The sequence below is a fragment of the Sphingobium chungangianum genome, from assembly GCF_977014255.1.
Map to the genome: position 1 here is coordinate 2,783,680 of NZ_CDRNIV010000006.1, position 15,254 is coordinate 2,798,933.

Here is a 15,254-nt window from a genome sequence, read left to right on the forward strand (position 1 = left end):
TTGTGTAAGCCATGGTAAATGGTTGATCATGAACGAGCGGGTCAGGGGGAAAGCGGCGATACGCGGCGCGGGCCAAGCGGCTCTGCTGGCGCTGTGCATGACATTGGCATCGTGCGGCGGGGACCTCGTCCCGCGCGGGCGGGTGGAACGTCCGTCCAAGCCTGTAAAGAGCGCCCGCCCTGCCGCGCCTTCGCCGATGGAATTGCGCCAGTGCCTGGTGAAGCTGCAATCGCAATCGGTGCTGTTCACGCCCCTGCCCGATCAGAATTTCGGCGGCGGCTGTTCGGCGATGGGCAGCGTCAAGCTGCTCGACATCGGCGTGCCTGCCACCAATCTGGGCGCGATGACATGCGGGCTGGCCGCCAATTTCGCGGCATGGGCGCGCTATGGGGTTCAGCCTGCGGCGCGGCTGATCCTGGGCGCGGAGATCGAGCGGATCGAGACTTTCGGCACCTATAATTGTCGGCCGATCGCTGGCAGCGGCAGGCTGTCCGAACATGCGCACAGCAATGCGGTGGATGTGTCGGCCTTTGTCCTGTCAGACGGGCGGCGGATCACCATAGAGCAGGGATGGAATGGCGACCGGCAGACGCGGCAGTTTCTGGAGGTAGTCAGAGCGAGCGCCTGCAAGCGGTTCCGCACGGTGCTCAGCCCCGACTATAATGTCGCGCATCATGACCATTTTCATTTCGATATGGGTGGAAGAGGTGGCTTTTGCCGCTGACCTTCCTAAGTTGGGTTGAATGACAAGAAAAGAAATCGAAGAACGCAAATTCCGTCCCGCCCGGCAGGAAGCCGCCGATGCCCAGAAAGGCGTGGACACCCCGCAAACCACCAGCGCCGCCTACCGCCTGGCTTTTCAGGATACCGAGTTCTTGCTGCGCGAGGATTTGCGGCCGGTGCGGTTTCAATTGGAACTGTTGAAGCCGCAACTGTTGATGGACGAAGCGAGGATCGAATCCACTTTCGTCTTTTATGGGTCGGCGCGCATCCCGGAGCCAAGCCAAGTGCAGGCGCGGATCGACGCCGCCACGACGCCCGACCAGCGGCGGATCGCGGAGAATCTGGGGAAGAAGGCGCGCTATTATGAAGAAGCGCGCAAGCTGGCGGGGATGGCGGCGCAATATCCGGTGAATGAGGCGGGATGCCGCCACTTCGTGGTGTGTTCGGGCGGCGGCCCTTCCATCATGGAGGCGGCCAATCGCGGCGCGGCGGATGTGGGCGCGCAGACGATCGGGATGAACATCGTGCTGCCCCATGAGCAGGCACCCAATCGTTTCGTGACGCCGGAACTGAGCTTCCAGTTCCACTATTTTGCGCTCAGGAAGATGCATTTCCTGCTGCGGGCGCGGGCTTTGGCTGTGTTTCCGGGCGGGTTCGGCACGTTTGACGAGATGTTCGAACTGCTGACGCTGATCCAGACGGGGAAGATGAAGCCCATCCCGATATTGCTGTTCGGGCGGGAGTTTTGGACACGGGTCGTGGATTTCGAAGCGCTGGCGGATGAGGGGGTGATTTCGCCTTCGGACCTGAATTTGCTGACCTGGGTCGAGACGGCCGAGGATGCGTGGGAGGCTGTGCAGACTTTTTATCAGGATAGTGAAGTGCCGGGGTGCTGATGCTTGTCCTCTCTCCTTCAGGGGAGAGGATGTGGAGACTTGGTGCGAAGCGCCTAGTCGGAACTGGAGAGGGGCGAGAGATGACGCCTAGCCCCTTCCCCCTCATCCAACTTCGCCTAAGGCCTTTCGGGCCAAGGCTTCGTATCCTTCTCCCCATGGGGGAGAAGGGTTAGATGTTGCCTCTTGGGGTTGTGAAGACTAGGGCGCGGCCATGCGTGCCGAGCTTGATCATGTCGATTGCTGGATCTTCGATCTGGACAATACGCTGTACCCGGCGAAGGCGGACCTGTTCGCGCTGATCGACGTGAAGATGGGCGAGTTTATTCAAGGGCTGCTGGGCTGTGACCCGGACGTCGCGAAGGCCACGCAGAAGCGCTATTTCATGGAACATGGCACGACGCTATCGGGGCTGATGCATCATCATGGCATCGAGCCGCGCGCTTTCCTGGACTATGTGCATGATATTTCCATGGATCGGCTGGAGGTGGATGAGGCGCTGAATGCGCATATCGCTGCCCTGCCCGGCCGCCGCCTGATCTTCACCAATGGCGATGCGGATTATGCGCAGCGGGTTCTGGATAAACTGGGCCTTGGCCAGGCTTTCGAGCTGATCCACGACATCCATGCCTGCCAATATATTCCGAAGCCCGATCCGTCGGGCTATGCCGAGCTGTGCCGTGTCCATGGCGTCGATCCTACCCGCGCCGCTTTCTTCGAGGACATGGCGCGCAACCTGCAGCCTGCCAAGGCGATCGGCATGTCCACCATCTGGGTGAATAATGGCTCTGAAGCAGGCAATCACGAGCATCATCCGGATTTTATCGATTTCGAAACCGACCATCTGACGCCATTTTTGGCCGACATTCTGGGGACAAGACCATGAGCCAAGATCTGATCGCCACCATCGACGCCGCCTGGGAGGACCGGGCCAATGTGAGCCTGACCACGCAGGGCGAAGTCCGCCAGGCGGTGGACAAGGCGCTGGCGATGCTGGACAAGGGCGAACTGCGCGTTGCTGAACCCACGGCGGAGGGCTGGCAGGTTAATCAATGGGCGAAGAAGGCGGTTCTTCTGTCCTTCCGCCTCAACGATAATGCCATGATCGACAATGGCCCCGGCGCTGGCCATTGGTGGGACAAGGTGCCGAGCAAGTTTGCGGGCTGGGACGAAGCGTCGTTTCGCGCCGCCGGTTTCCGTGCGGTGCCGGGCAGTTTCGCCCGTGCGGGTTCGCATATCGCGAAGAATGTCATCCTGATGCCGAGCTTCGTCAATATCGGCGCATTTGTCGATGAAGGCACGATGGTCGACACCTGGGTGACGGTGGGCAGCTGCGCGCAGATCGGCAAGAACGTCCACCTGTCGGGTGGCGTTGGCATTGGCGGCGTGCTGGAGCCGTTGCAGGCCGATCCGGTGATCATCGAGGATGACTGCTTCATCGGCGCGCGGTCGGAAGTCGTTGAAGGCGTGCGCATCGGCAAGGGCTCGGTGCTGTCGATGGGCGTGTTCATCGGCATGTCGACCAAGATCGTCGATCGCGCCACCGGCGAAGTGTTCATCGGCGAAGTGCCGCCCTATTCGGTGGTCGTGCCGGGGTCCTTGCCGGGTAAGCCGCTGCCTGACGGCACACCGGGGCCGAGCCTTTATTGCGCGGTGATCGTGAAGCGCGTGGACGCGCAGACGCGGTCGAAGACCGGGATCAACGAGTTGCTGCGGGATTAAGCGACACTACTCCCCTCCTGCAAGCGGGAGGGGGTGGGGGCGAGCGAAGCGAGCGTGCTGACCGAAAGGTTGCCGGCGATCATTACATGATCGCACCCACCCCAGCCCTTCAAACGAGTCACGTGCCTCGTTTGAACTTGAAAGGGAGGGGCTTATAAGATGGGCGCCGGTCGCCTACATTCCCCCGATGCCGCCATCCACGCCTGACAACACCCCCCTTCCGCCCGTTTGGGCTACATTGCGGCGGTTTCTGCCCTATCTCTGGCCCGCAGACGCCCCGGCGCTGCGGCGGCGCGTGTCCATTGCCATGCTGCTGGTGATATTCGCCAAGGTCATCAGCCTGGCGATGCCCTTCGCCTATAAGGCCGCGGTCGACCGGATGGCGCCGGGTTTGGAACCGGGCGTAGCGCTCGCCGTAGCCCTGGTCGTCGCCTATGCGGGCGCGCGGTTTGGGAGCGTGCTGTTCGACAATCTGCGCAATGCGGTGTTCGAGCGGGTTGGGCAGGAGGCCGGGCGGCGGCTGTCCGATGATGTCTTCAAGCATCTGCACCGGCTGTCGCTGCGCTTTCACCTTGATCGGCGCACGGGCGCGGTCACCAAGATCGTGGAGCGGGGGACCAAGAGCATCGACACGATGCTGTATTTCCTGCTGTTCAACATTGCGCCGACGGTGCTGGAACTGGCGGCGGTCTGCGTCATCTTCTTCGTCAAGTTCGGGCCGGGCCTCGTCGTTGCGACATTGGCGATGGTCGGCCTCTACATCTGGTTTACCCGCACCATTACAGAGTGGCGCAATCAGCTGCGCCGCGACATGGTGGACATGGATACCAACGCGGTCGCCCATGCGGTGGACAGCCTGCTGAATTTCGAGACGGTCAAATATTTCGGCGCGGAAAGTCGTGAGGCGGCGCGCTATTCCAGGGCGATGCGGCGTTACGCCGATGCCGCCGTCAAATCGGAAAACAGCCTTGCCTGGCTGAATATCGGCCAATCGCTGATCACCAACCTGATGATGGCGGGCGCGATGGGCTATACAGTGTGGGGATGGAGCAAAGGCAGCTTCACCACCGGCGACGTGGTGCTGGTTAACACGTTACTTAGCCAACTATTCAGGCCGCTCGATCTGCTGGGCATGGTTTACCGCACGATCCGGCAGGGCGTGATCGACATGGAGGCGATGTACAAGCTGATCGATACGGAGGCGGAGATCGCCGATGCGCCGAACGCCCCGGCGCTGCACGTCCACGCGGGGGAAGTACGCTTCGATCATGTGCGCTTCGGCTATGATCCCGATCGCGAGATATTGCATGATGTGAGCTTCGCCGTGCCAGCCGGACGGACATTGGCGATCGTCGGGCCTTCGGGTGCGGGCAAGTCCACCATCGCGCGTACGCTGTTCCGTTTCTATGACATTCAGGGTGGCCGCATCCTAATCGATGGGCAAGACATCGCGCAGGTTACGCAGGCATCCCTGCGCGCCGCGATCGGCATCGTGCCGCAGGACATGGTGCTGTTCAACGACACGGTCGGCTATAATATCGGCTATGGCCGTGCAGGCGCGACGCAGGCGGAAATCGAGACAGCGGCCAAGGCTGCCTCCATCCACGATTTCATCATGCGGCTGCCGCAGGGCTATGATACGCGCGTGGGTGAGCGCGGGCTGAAGCTGTCCGGGGGCGAAAAGCAGCGCGTGGCGATTGCCCGCACGCTGCTGAAGGACCCGCCCGTGCTGGTGCTGGACGAGGCGACAAGCGCGCTCGACAGCCGCACGGAGACGGAAATTCAGGACGTGTTGCGCAATATCTCCCGCAAGCGAACGACACTGGTAGTGGCGCATCGCCTGTCGACGGTGGTGGACGCAGATGAGATCATCGTGCTGGATCAGGGACGGATCGTGGAACGCGGACGCCATGCTGATCTGGTGCGGGCCGATGGACTCTATGCCGCGATGTGGACGCGCCAAGCGACAGAGCGAGAGGAGATGCCCTCAGATCCGGTGATCGATGACGGCATCGCTGTCAGGGAAGCCTCGATGAGGACGGGTTGAGGATGGGGCAGATGACGGACAGCGGTCGCGGCTGGCGATTGGCACCTTGGGCGGCGATCGCGATCATCTTGATGGTACCGCTGGTCGCAATGCAATTCACCAATGAGGTGCGCTGGACGGGCCATGACTTTCTTGTAGCGGGCGTGCTGCTCGTCAGCGCCGTGCTGATCTATCAGCTCGGTGCGCGGCTAATTACTGGGCGCGGGCGGCGGTTGTTGTGGGCCGGTGCCGTCTTCATCGTGGCGATGTTGCTATGGGCGGAAGGCGCCGTGGGCATCTTCTCCTAAGGTTAGGCAAGCGGCCCCGGTTTGGAACGCGAGGCCGCTTGCCTTCCAGCTATCAGCGGTTGGTGACGGTCGTTGTCGTCTTTTCGACAACCGTGGCACGCGCGGGCGCGGACGTCTTCTTGCGGACGATCTTGCGCTTGACCGGCGCGGCCTTGCGGACGGTTGCCACCGGCGCGCTTTTCACGGTTTCGGTAGTGACGGTGGTGGCCGCCGGGACAGTCGCAGCGGCGGCCCGAGCGGCCCGTGCGTCGGCAGCAGCGGAAACGGCGGCACGTTCGGCCGCGTCAGCGCGCGCATTGGCGGCGGCGGCATCCTGCTGCGCGGCGGCGGCGGTGGAGGCCTGAACCTCTGCATCGGTCTTGACGCTCACCTGGCTCTGGCCGATGGCGGTGTCGGCAAAGCCCTGCGCTTCGACCGCAGCCTTGATGGCATCCTGTTCCTTGCCGCTCTTGAGCCGTTCTTGGGCGAGGCGGAGCGAAGTCTGAGCTTTGGCGAGAACGGCCGGATCGAACTGGCCCGCCTGCAGCTTGGCGGCGGCGTCGATCTTGCCCTGCGCCTGCGCGATGGCCTTGAGCGCCTGTTCTTCATCGCCTGCGAGCGCGGGACCGCTCGCGAGGAAAAGCGCCGAAGCGGCGGCAAGAGCGCGTAGGGAGTAGCCGGATTTACGCATATTCTCTCCTGAGACTGTTGAGAGCCGGGTAACGTGCCGGAATGAACCGGGTTCCGGATGCGCGGTTGCTGGAGAGAGACGGGCTGCCGTCAGTCTGGCAGAAAAGGGGCGGCTACATCGGTCGGCACGCGCAGGATGCGGCCGCTTGTCCGGTCGATGATCGCCCAGGTGGATTTGGCGCTGACCTTGACCTTGCCGTCCGGGCCGATGAACTCCATGTGCCGGTCGAAGCGCGCGCCACGCGGCGCTTCCGCTATCCAGGTGCGGGCGGTAACCACCTCCCCCTCCCGCACATTGCCGCGATAGTCGATCTCGTGCCGCGTCACGACCCAGAGATAAGCGTCGAGATGTTTCGGCGCGGCATCGCGGGTCCAATGTTCGGTCGCGACCTGCTCCATCCACTGCACCCAGACGGCGTTGTTCACATGGCCTAGCATGTCGATATGCTCGGGGCCTGCGGTGATCCGGGTGGTGTAGGTGGAGGACATTATATTGATGCTCCGTTGCTGGCTCGCTGCGCTCGCACCCTCCCCCGACCCCTCCCTTAAAAGGGAGGGGAGAGATTATTGGCTATTGAGATACGCCAAGCTGCCAAAGGATGAAGGCAAATTCCTCGGCCGTTTCCTGGAGGCTTTCGAAGCGGCCCGACTTGCCGCCATGGCCCGCGCCCATGTTGGTTTTGAGCAGCAGGACATTCTGGTCCGTTTTGGTCGCGCGCAGCTTTGCCACCCACTTGGCCGGTTCCCAATAGGTGACGCGCGGGTCGTTAAGCCCGGCGGTGACGAGGAGCGGCGGGTAGGATTGCGGCTTCACATTATTGTAGGGATCGTAGGACAGGATCGTCTCGAACGCCGCCTTGTCCTCGATCGGATTCCCCCATTCGGGCCATTCGCCGGGCGTCAGGGGCAGGCTTTCATCGAGCATGGTGTTGAGGACATCGACGAATGGGACGTGCGCGACGACGGCGCCCCATAGGTCAGGATCGCTATTGATCACCGCCCCCATCAACTCGCCGCCTGCCGAGCCGCCCGAAATGCTGATTCGGCCCTTTGACGTATAGCCGCGCTCGACCAGTCCCTTCGCCACATCGACAAAGTCGTTGAAGGTGTTGGTGCGCTTGTCGAGCTTTCCGTCCAGATACCATTGCTGGCCAAGGTCATCGCCGCCCCGGATATGGGCGAGAGCGAACACAAAGCCCCGGTCGAGCAGCGACAGGCGGCTGGTCGAAAAACCCGGTTCCATCGCGATGCCGTAGGCGCCATAGCCATAGAGGTGGAGCGGCGCGCTGCCATCGCGGGGGTGGTCCTTGGGATAGACGATTGAGACCGGGATGGGCGTGCCGTCACGCGCGGGGATGGTCAGCCGTTCGGTTGCGTAGCGGGTCGCGTCGTAGCCCGAGGGGATTTCCTGGACCTTCAGAACCTCCATCTCGCCGTTGCCGAGGTGGTAGTCGTAGATGGTGTCCGGCGTGACCATGGATTCATAGCCGATGCGCAGCTTCGTCACATCATATTCGGGATTGTCGTCGAGCGAGGCGGAATAGCTCGCCTCCGGGAAGGAAAGCCGCTTGGCCGAGTGGGTCGCGTAATCGCGCAGTTCGATCTGGTCGAGCCCGTCCTGCCGCCCTTCGGTGACGTAGAAGTTTTTGAACAGGGTGAAATCGGTCAGGTAGAAATGCGGATCGGCGGCGATCACTTCCGACCAGTTATCCGGAGCATTCAGCGAGGCTTTTACCAGCCGGAAGTTGGGATGGGTGTCGTTGGTGCGGATGTAGAGCGTGTCCTCATGCTCATCGACATCATATTCGCGGCCGGGCTTGCGCGCGGAAACGAGCAGCGGCTGAGCCAAGGGATTGTCGGCGGGCAGCAACCAGCTTTCGGTGGTGACATGGTCGCCTGTGGCGATGACGATCCATTTTTCCGAGGAGGTGAGGCCAACCGACACGCGGAAGCCCTCATCATCCTCATGGAAAAGCTCGACATCGCTATCCACCGGCTGGCCCAGCCAGTGGAGCCGCGCATTGTCAGTGCGCCATTGGTCGTTGGCAATGCCGTAGAGGAGGCCCTTGCTGTCACTGGTCCAGACAAGGGATGAGAGCGTATCGGGGATGACTTCGGGCAGGATTTCGCCGGTGAACAGGTCCTTGATCCGCGCCTCGAACCGTTCCGACCCATTATTGTCGATGGCGTAGGCGAGGTAGCGGCCGTCCGGGCTAACCGACAGCGCGCCGAGGCGGAAATATTCATGGCCTTCCGCCAGTGACGGCTCATCCAGGATCAGTTGGTCATCGCCGCCAGCGACCGGGCGGCGATACCATTTGCGATATTGCGCGCCGGTTTCGAACGCCCGCCAATAGACATAGTCGCCGTCTTTTTGCGGAACGGAGCTGTCATCTTCCTTGATGCGGCCCTTCATCTCCGCAAAGAGCGCGTCGGTCAGCCGCTTGTGCGGCTCCATCGCCTTTTCGAAAAAGGCGTTTTCCGCCTCAAGATAGGACAGGACATCCTTGTCCTTCACGTCCGGATAACCCGGATCGCGCAGCCATGCCCAGGGATCTTCCACCGTGATGCCGTGGCGGGCGAAGCTGTGCGGGCGGCGGGCGGCGGAAGGAGGCGTGCTGTCGGCGGTCATTCAGTATCCTGATTCTCGTATAGGAGGCGCGCTGGCATAAGCGGCTGGGCCTGCTTATGTTGGCGGCAGCCTGCCCTGCGCAAGGGTTCTCGATCAAGGAAATGCGATGTCGACCCATGAAGACCGTCTGAAAGCCCTGCGCGAACAGTTGGTGCGCGAGCGGCTGGACGGCTTTGTTGTGCCGCTGACCGATGAGCATATGAGCGAATATGTCGGCGAATATGCGCAGCGCCTCGCCTGGCTGACGGGCTTTCAGGGATCGGCGGGGAGCGCGGTGGTGCTTCGGCAAGAAGCGGCGATCTTTGTCGACGGGCGCTACACGCTGCAAGTGCGCGAGCAGGTCGATGCCGCGCACTGGCAATATGAAAGCGTGCCGCAGACCTCCGTCGCAGCATGGCTGGGCGTTCATGCTCCCGAGGGCGGGCACATCGGCTATGATCCCTGGCTGCACACCCGCGCATGGGTGAAGGCGGCGAGCGAAGCGCTGGCTGAACGCGGGGCGGAGCTGGTGGCGGTGGATAGCAACCCGGTGGACGCGGTCTGGCCCGATCGCCCTGCCCCTAGCGATGCGCGGCTGGTGATCCATGAGGATCGCTATGCCGGACAGAGCGCCGCGGACAAGCGGCAGGCAATGGCCGACTGGCTGACGGCGAAGAAGGCGGACGCGGTGGTGCTGTCGGCGCTCGATTCCATCGCCTGGACCTTCAACATCCGGGGCAAGGATGTGTCGCGCACCCCTGTCGCGCTGGCCTATGCCATCGTGCATGCCGATGCGACGGCGGACCTCTATGTCGCGCCCGAGAAGATGGACGAAGTGGTCGTGCAGCATCTGGGCAACGCAGTGCGCGTGCATCCGCGCGCGGACTTTGCCGGGGCGCTGGGAGATTTTGCAGGCAAGACGGTGGCAGCGGACCCGGAGCGGGCCGTGGCGGCGATTTTCGAAGCGCTGGACGCGGGCGGGGCAACGATATTGTCGCTCCGCGATCCGGCGGTGCTGCCCAAGGCGATCAAGAACCCGGTGGAGATTGCGGGGCATAAGGCAGCGCAGGCACGCGACGGAGCTGCCCTGTCACGTTTCCTGCACTGGATTGCCGTCGAAACGCCCAAGGGTGGCGTAGACGAGTTGACGGCCGCCGCCCGACTGGAGGCGTTCCGCAAGGAGACCGGGCTGCTGGAGGACCTGTCCTTCGACACAATCAGCGGCGCTGGTCCCAATGGCGCGGTGGTGCATTACCGGGTCGAGGAAAAGACCAATCGGCCGATTGAACAGGGATCTTTCTATCTGGTCGATTCGGGCGGCCAGTATCGCGACGGCACCACCGATGTGACGCGGACGATCGCGATCGGCACGCCGACGGAAGAGATGAAGCGGCGCTTCACGCTGGTGCTGAAGGGGCATATCGCGCTTGGCCGGGCGCTGTTTCCGGCGGGAACGCGCGGGAGCCAGCTGGATGTTCTGGCGCGCCAGTTTCTTTGGGCGGAAGGGCTCGACTATGCCCATGGCACGGGGCATGGCGTCGGCAGCTTCCTGTCGGTGCATGAAGGGCCGCAGCGCATTGCGACAGCCGGAGGTGGCGACGAACCACTGCAACCGGGCATGATCCTGTCCAACGAGCCGGGCTATTACAAGACGGGCGAATATGGCATCCGCATCGAAAATCTGGTGCTGGTCGAGCGGCGTGACGTGCCCGGTGCCGAGCGGGAGATGCTGGGCTTTGAAACGCTGACCTTCGCGCCGATCGATCGCAATGCCATCGCGGTGGAATTATTGACGGCGGACGAACGGGCGTGGGTCGATGCCTATCATGCCAAGGCGGTCGAGATTGTCGGGCCGCAGCTGGATGGTGACGCGCTGGAATGGTTGAAACAGGCCTGCGCGGCCTTGTGACGGCGTCGCACCCTTATTCGTCGGCCTGATCTTTCTGGTTGGCTGGTGACGGCGTGGCGCGACCTGCCTCCTCCCGCGCCTGCGCCTTGCGGCGGCGTAAATTGTCGCGCAGCGCCTGCGCCAGCCGTGCCTTGCGATCGTCCTGTCCACTGGTCATCGCCGCGCCATAAGCAAATTGGGGCATCGGCCGCAACCCGCCTTGACAAGCAGGACGCGCGCGGCCATAGGCCCGGCTCCGCAGCCCGAAAGGCTCTGCGGGATGGTGAAAGTGCTGCCGTAGCTCAGTGGTAGAGCGCATCCTTGGTAAGGCTGAGGTCGCGAGTTCAATCCTCGCCGGCAGCACCATTTCCCGACCGGCTGGAGCAGTCATGCTCGCCTATTTTCCTATTTTTGATTATTGTTACGTAATTTAATTCATATTATTTCGCCTGCGGGGAATCGGGAAATCCGGGGGGAATTTTAGGTGCGCGAGCAACAAGCCGTTGCGCACGAGGTCTTGACGTTTCTTCAACGTCAAAGCCTCGCGCCTACGCCGCAAAATTATGCAATGGGCTACGTGCTGAAAAGCGGCACGAACGAGCCGCTGTCGAAAGCCGTCAACGATGCCACGGATGGCGGCATCAGGATGAGTCAGCAGCAGGCGGACGACATCTTCGTGCGCTGTCTCGGCAACTTTGGCGGTCAAGGTACAGCCCATAACGCCGACGCCCTGAGAAACCAGACCCGGCATCAACTCCTGCGGCTGGCCGAAGTCGCCAACAGCGCGGCAGAACGGACCGGAGATTTCAACCGGGACCTCAACATCGGTTATGAAAAGCTGGCGGACAAAGACGTCGCTGGCGTGGGCCTTGTCATTTCCGACATGATCGAACGCTCATTGCGGGCCGAGCAGGATCTGGCCGCAGCAGCAAGGGAGGTGGAGGTCCTAAGGCAGGAACTCGACACCGCGCGCCATGACGCGAACCTTGATGCGTTGACCGGTCTGTTTAATCGGCGGGCGCTGGAAACGGCGATGGACCAGCTGAAAAGCGCGAAACGCTCCTTCGCCGTCGCGATCTGCGACGTCGATCATTTCAAGCGCGTCAACGACCAATATGGCCACTCGGTCGGCGACCGGGTGCTGAAGATGGTCGCAACTTCCCTAGTCGAAAGCTGTGGTGGCCAACTGGTGGGCCGCTGGGGCGGCGAGGAATTTCTGGTGGTAATGAAGGGATTGGCGCCAGAACAGGCCGTGGAGTTGCTGGACACAGCCCGGCGCGACCTCGGCCAACGAGCCTTCAGGCTGCGTGACACCGATGAGCCGATGGGCGCCATAACCTTTTCGGCGGGCGTCGCGCTGGTCAACGAAGGTGCGGATTGGGCAGGCGCGCTCAACGATGCCGACGCAGCGCTATACCGGGCCAAGGCGCAGGGGCGGAACATGATCCTGATGGGATGACGGGCGGTCCTGCCGCGTTCCCGGCTTTTCCTGGAGCATGGCAGACACAGGTCATGGCAGCGGCTTTGGCAGCCAACTCAAATCCCGCGCGAGTGTACGGGGCGGTACGCCGCTGAGTTTGCGCAGGGCCGGAATGTCGAGCAGTTCGATCATGTGGCCGTCCCGCAGGATGAGTCCCTTGTCCTCCAGCGCGCGGAAGACGCGGTTCACATGGACGGCGGTAAGGCCGATGACGTCGCCAATCTGTTCCTGCGTCAGCGGATGCTCGAAGCGCGGCCCGGTGCCCCGCTGAACCACGTTCAGGCGGCCATGCAGGTGGACCAGAAAGTCGGCGAGGCGGGATTCGGCCGAAGTGCGGCCGATCGAGCATAGCCGGTCCATCAGCATGACGCGTTCCTGCTGCACGCTGAGGAACATGAGGGCCGCCATGTGCGGCGCGCGGGTGAAAAGGCCGCCAAAGGCCGACAGGCTGATCGTGCGCAGCTTGACGGGCGTGAGCGCCGTCAAAGTCTCCGCCGCCCGGTCGAGCGCCATGCTGGGCGTGCCCAGAATGTCGCCGGGCAAATGCACCTTCAATATCTGCCGCCCGCCATCGGCCAGTGTCATGCTGCTGATCGCCCAGCCTTCCAGCAGCATATAGATTGACTGGGGGGTATCCCCTTCCCGCCGTATCGTCCGGTTGCGCGCGATCTGCTGAACCGGGCCTGCGAGGCTGGAGAAAATTTCCAGTTCCGCCGGGCTTGGCGACCGAAATTCAGCCAATCGGGCCGTCGAAAAAGCTGGCGGGGAAGAGTCATCGAAAATTGCGCGCACGGAACCTCGGATCGGATCGTTCCGGCCGCTCTAGCAAAGCGCGCGTCTGCCCTCTTTAAAGTGGAGCAAGAAGCGTAAGATTCAGCGGTTGAGGGTCAGTCCGACCCACAAGGTACGTGGCGCGCCGAGGTCCTCCGACACCCCCGTGCCGGTGGTGACGCGGCGGGTGACGACATCTTCATCGAACAGATTTTCGCCGCGCAGGATGAGTTGGACGCCGTGACCGATCGGCAAGCGAGCGACGGCGTCGGCCGTCACGGCGCCCGGCAGGCGATCGGCATGAAGATCGTCTTCATACTGGGCGGAGACATAACGCAGGGTGGCCGACAGGCTAGATCCGCGCCGGGGCTGCCAGGCCAATGTCGTGCTGGCGGCGTGGCGGGGCGTCTGGGCAGGGGAAAGGCCGTCGAACAGGCTGCCCGGCGCATGAACGACGCTGTGGCTGTAGGCATAGGAGGCGGACAGGAAGAGCGAGCCTATCTTGCCGATAGCGCTCAGTTCGACCCCCTTGGCCACGATGGCATCGACATTTTCCCGCTTGCGCAGATTGGTGCCGATCGTGACGTTGGCGATCGCGTCGTCCAGCCGGTTATAGAAGGCGGTTGCCGACAAGGTCATGCCTTTGACGGGGCTGACATCGATCCCGGCCTCGATCCCCTTCAGCTTCTCGGGCACCAGAGCGTCGTTGGCCTGCGTCGTGACCGGAAAGACGACGAAAGGCCGGTAAAGCTCATTCAGCGTCGGCAAGCGGAAGCCGGTATACGCCGCGCCTCGCACGGCAATCCCCTCCCCGGCATGCCATAGTACCCCAGCCCGGCCCGACATCTGCCAGTCGGAGCGATTTTTAAAATCCCGGTCGGTCGCGCCAGCACCCGCCGCGCGGAAGAAGCCGTCGGATATCGTCCAACGGTCGGCTCGCACCCCTCCAGTCAGGACAAGGCGACCCAGCGTCCAGTCATCTTCGGCGAACATGCCCGTGGTGAGTTGTCGCCCCCCCGCATGGCGGCGCGCGGTGACCAATCCGGTGACAGCGCTGTAGGCATCCTCGAACATGTCGCCGCTGGCGAAGCGGCTGTCCACGCCGATGCGCAGCAGATGGTCCGGGCCAACAGGCGGCCGCAGTTCGACTTTGCCACCAAGGCCCGTGGAAGGCGTGTTCCGCTGATCCAGCGTCTTGCGGAAAGGCGGATTGGAGGAAATCACGATGTTCGAAAAGTTGCGCGCCTGAACATAGGCAAGGGCGTCGACCTGCCACCGGCCCCGCGACACATAGCGGATGCTTGCATCCTGCCCTTCGCTTACACTGTCCGCGCCACGAAAGCGAAGCGTCCGATCGTCGTGGAACAGCGTCGTGCGGAATTGCAGTTCCTCGTTGGCGGAAACCGGAACCACGGCGCGCAGATTGGCCGACCAACTGTCATAGGCGGCAGGAACCGTCGCTGAAACGCGCTGGTCCGATGGCGTAGTTTGGAAGCCATCTCCTCTGTCCCAACGGCCGGAGAGGGAGACGAAGCCGCCGCCAAGATCAGGCGTGAGGCTGGCGGACAGTTCGGTCGCGTCGCGGCTGCCATAAAGGGCGCTGGCGGCCAGCATGGGCAATTGTTCACGTGTGGCGCTTGCCAGTTCGATGGTCCCTGCGACCGCGCCCGATCCGAAAGCGCCGACGCCGCCCCCACGCGTCACGCGTGCGCCTGAAAGCCGATCGGGCACCAGCGCGCTGAAAGGGATGTAGCCGAAAAACGGGTCGGCCATCGGCACGCCGTCCAGCAGCACCAGCGTGCGGCTGGACGCATTGCCACCCAAGGCACGCAAGCTTGCCCCTTGGGCCGAGGGGTTTGCCGACCGGCTGTCCGACCGGCGAAACTGCTGGAACCCGGATACGTCGGTCAGGATGCTTTCGATCCTGCCGGACGCGCTGTTTAGCAGGCGTTGCCGTTCGATCTCCACCGACCCATAGGCAGGCGTGCCGGGCGGAAGGGGCAAGCCCGCTCCGGTGATGACGATGCGTGCCTGCGCATTGTCAGATGCCGCCGGTTGGGCGAGCGCGGCAGAGGACAGCAATGCAGGCAATAGGCAAAGGCGCGCGGCTTTCATGGCGCCGCTGATAGCGGTGCGCCCTGCCCCTGACAACGACGCCGCCCG

The 15,254-nt window shown here is 62.9% G+C and carries 14 protein-coding genes and 1 tRNA gene; 9 read left to right on the top strand and 6 right to left on the bottom strand.

Going from position 1 to position 15,254, the window contains the following annotated elements; translation table 11 throughout:
* Positions 1–28: 28 nt before the first annotated feature.
* The 6 genes from ACWNC0_RS20805 (at position 29) to ACWNC0_RS20830 (ending at position 5,672) form a co-directional block, all read left to right on the top strand.
* On the top strand, positions 29–724 hold the full coding sequence (locus tag ACWNC0_RS20805; RefSeq protein WP_449474358.1) for an extensin family protein: 696 nt from the start codon (positions 29–31) through the stop codon (positions 722–724).
* Positions 725–743: 19 nt separating this feature from the next.
* Entirely contained in the window at positions 744–1,619 is an 876-nt protein-coding gene (locus ACWNC0_RS20810; RefSeq protein ID WP_449474359.1) for an LOG family protein, read from the top strand.
* A 211-nt stretch (positions 1,620–1,830) separates the two neighbouring features.
* Entirely contained in the window at positions 1,831–2,502 is a 672-nt protein-coding gene (locus tag ACWNC0_RS20815; RefSeq protein ID WP_449474360.1) for a pyrimidine 5'-nucleotidase, read from the top strand.
* Positions 2,499–3,338, top strand: coding sequence for a 2,3,4,5-tetrahydropyridine-2,6-dicarboxylate N-succinyltransferase (gene dapD / locus ACWNC0_RS20820; protein WP_449474361.1), 840 nt, complete (start codon positions 2,499–2,501; stop codon positions 3,336–3,338). The genes ACWNC0_RS20815 and dapD overlap by 4 nt, the downstream gene beginning before the upstream one ends.
* A 187-nt stretch (positions 3,339–3,525) precedes the next feature.
* A complete protein-coding gene (locus ACWNC0_RS20825) occupies positions 3,526–5,385 on the top strand; it encodes an ABCB family ABC transporter ATP-binding protein/permease (RefSeq protein ID WP_449474362.1) in 1,860 nt (619 codons plus the stop codon).
* A gap of 11 nt (positions 5,386–5,396) precedes the next feature.
* Entirely contained in the window at positions 5,397–5,672 is a 276-nt protein-coding gene (locus ACWNC0_RS20830; protein WP_449474363.1) for a hypothetical protein, read from the top strand.
* A gap of 52 nt (positions 5,673–5,724) precedes the next feature.
* Here ACWNC0_RS20830 and ACWNC0_RS20835 read toward each other — a convergent pair whose 3' ends face one another.
* From ACWNC0_RS20835 to ACWNC0_RS20845, 3 genes are all read right to left on the bottom strand, one after another.
* Positions 5,725–6,342 (bottom strand): hypothetical protein, encoded by a 618-nt coding sequence (locus tag ACWNC0_RS20835; protein WP_449474364.1) that lies wholly within the window; start codon positions 6,340–6,342, stop codon positions 5,725–5,727.
* An 89-nt stretch (positions 6,343–6,431) separates the two neighbouring features.
* Entirely contained in the window at positions 6,432–6,830 is a 399-nt protein-coding gene (locus ACWNC0_RS20840; protein ID WP_449474365.1) for an acyl-CoA thioesterase, read from the bottom strand.
* 82 nt (positions 6,831–6,912) lie between these two features.
* Complete coding sequence (locus tag ACWNC0_RS20845; RefSeq protein WP_449474366.1) at positions 6,913–8,973, bottom strand: S9 family peptidase; 2,061 nt, start codon at positions 8,971–8,973, stop codon at positions 6,913–6,915.
* Between the two features lie 106 nt (positions 8,974–9,079).
* On the opposite strand from ACWNC0_RS20845, the gene ACWNC0_RS20850 reads away from it, so the two are divergent.
* Complete coding sequence (locus tag ACWNC0_RS20850; protein WP_449474367.1) at positions 9,080–10,861, top strand: aminopeptidase P family protein; 1,782 nt, start codon at positions 9,080–9,082, stop codon at positions 10,859–10,861.
* Positions 10,862–10,874: 13 nt separating this feature from the next.
* Here the strand turns inward: ACWNC0_RS20850 and ACWNC0_RS20855 are convergent, their stop codons facing one another.
* On the bottom strand, positions 10,875–11,045 hold the full coding sequence (locus ACWNC0_RS20855) for a hypothetical protein (RefSeq protein WP_449474368.1): 171 nt from the start codon (positions 11,043–11,045) through the stop codon (positions 10,875–10,877).
* Positions 11,046–11,131: 86 nt separating this feature from the next.
* On the opposite strand from ACWNC0_RS20855, the gene ACWNC0_RS20860 reads away from it, so the two are divergent.
* Together ACWNC0_RS20860 and ACWNC0_RS20865 are read left to right on the top strand one after the other, a co-directional pair.
* Positions 11,132–11,206, top strand: a tRNA-Thr gene (locus ACWNC0_RS20860).
* A gap of 151 nt (positions 11,207–11,357) precedes the next feature.
* The gene (locus tag ACWNC0_RS20865) at positions 11,358–12,299 is read left to right on the top strand and encodes a GGDEF domain-containing protein (protein ID WP_449474369.1); all 942 of its coding nucleotides are present in this window, start codon (positions 11,358–11,360) and stop codon (positions 12,297–12,299) included.
* Positions 12,300–12,350: 51 nt separating this feature from the next.
* Here ACWNC0_RS20865 and ACWNC0_RS20870 read toward each other — a convergent pair whose 3' ends face one another.
* Complete coding sequence (locus ACWNC0_RS20870) at positions 12,351–13,061, bottom strand: Crp/Fnr family transcriptional regulator (RefSeq protein ID WP_449474370.1); 711 nt, start codon at positions 13,059–13,061, stop codon at positions 12,351–12,353.
* Positions 13,062–13,193: 132 nt separating this feature from the next.
* The gene (locus tag ACWNC0_RS20875; RefSeq protein WP_449474371.1) at positions 13,194–15,206 is read right to left on the bottom strand and encodes a TonB-dependent receptor plug domain-containing protein; all 2,013 of its coding nucleotides are present in this window, start codon (positions 15,204–15,206) and stop codon (positions 13,194–13,196) included.
* Between the last annotated feature and the right edge of the window lie 48 nt (positions 15,207–15,254).

What these genes read in the sequence shown, in the direction of transcription:
- ACWNC0_RS20805 (WP_449474358.1), top strand. Translation starts at nt 29, where the DNA reads ATGAACGAGCGGGTCAGGGGGAAAGCGGCGATACGCGGCGCGGGCCAA.
- ACWNC0_RS20810 (WP_449474359.1), top strand. Translation starts at nt 744, where the DNA reads ATGACAAGAAAAGAAATCGAAGAACGCAAATTCCGTCCCGCCCGGCAG.
- ACWNC0_RS20815 (WP_449474360.1), top strand. Translation starts at nt 1,831, where the DNA reads ATGCGTGCCGAGCTTGATCATGTCGATTGCTGGATCTTCGATCTGGAC.
- dapD (WP_449474361.1), top strand. Translation starts at nt 2,499, where the DNA reads ATGAGCCAAGATCTGATCGCCACCATCGACGCCGCCTGGGAGGACCGG.
- ACWNC0_RS20825 (WP_449474362.1), top strand. Translation starts at nt 3,526, where the DNA reads ATGCCGCCATCCACGCCTGACAACACCCCCCTTCCGCCCGTTTGGGCT.
- ACWNC0_RS20830 (WP_449474363.1), top strand. Translation starts at nt 5,397, where the DNA reads ATGACGGACAGCGGTCGCGGCTGGCGATTGGCACCTTGGGCGGCGATC.
- ACWNC0_RS20835 (WP_449474364.1), bottom strand. Translation starts at nt 6,342, where the DNA reads ATGCGTAAATCCGGCTACTCCCTACGCGCTCTTGCCGCCGCTTCGGCG.
- ACWNC0_RS20840 (WP_449474365.1), bottom strand. Translation starts at nt 6,830, where the DNA reads ATGTCCTCCACCTACACCACCCGGATCACCGCAGGCCCCGAGCATATC.
- ACWNC0_RS20845 (WP_449474366.1), bottom strand. Translation starts at nt 8,973, where the DNA reads ATGACCGCCGACAGCACGCCTCCTTCCGCCGCCCGCCGCCCGCACAGC.
- ACWNC0_RS20850 (WP_449474367.1), top strand. Translation starts at nt 9,080, where the DNA reads ATGTCGACCCATGAAGACCGTCTGAAAGCCCTGCGCGAACAGTTGGTG.
- ACWNC0_RS20855 (WP_449474368.1), bottom strand. Translation starts at nt 11,045, where the DNA reads ATGCCCCAATTTGCTTATGGCGCGGCGATGACCAGTGGACAGGACGAT.
- ACWNC0_RS20875 (WP_449474371.1), bottom strand. Translation starts at nt 15,206, where the DNA reads ATGAAAGCCGCGCGCCTTTGCCTATTGCCTGCATTGCTGTCCTCTGCC.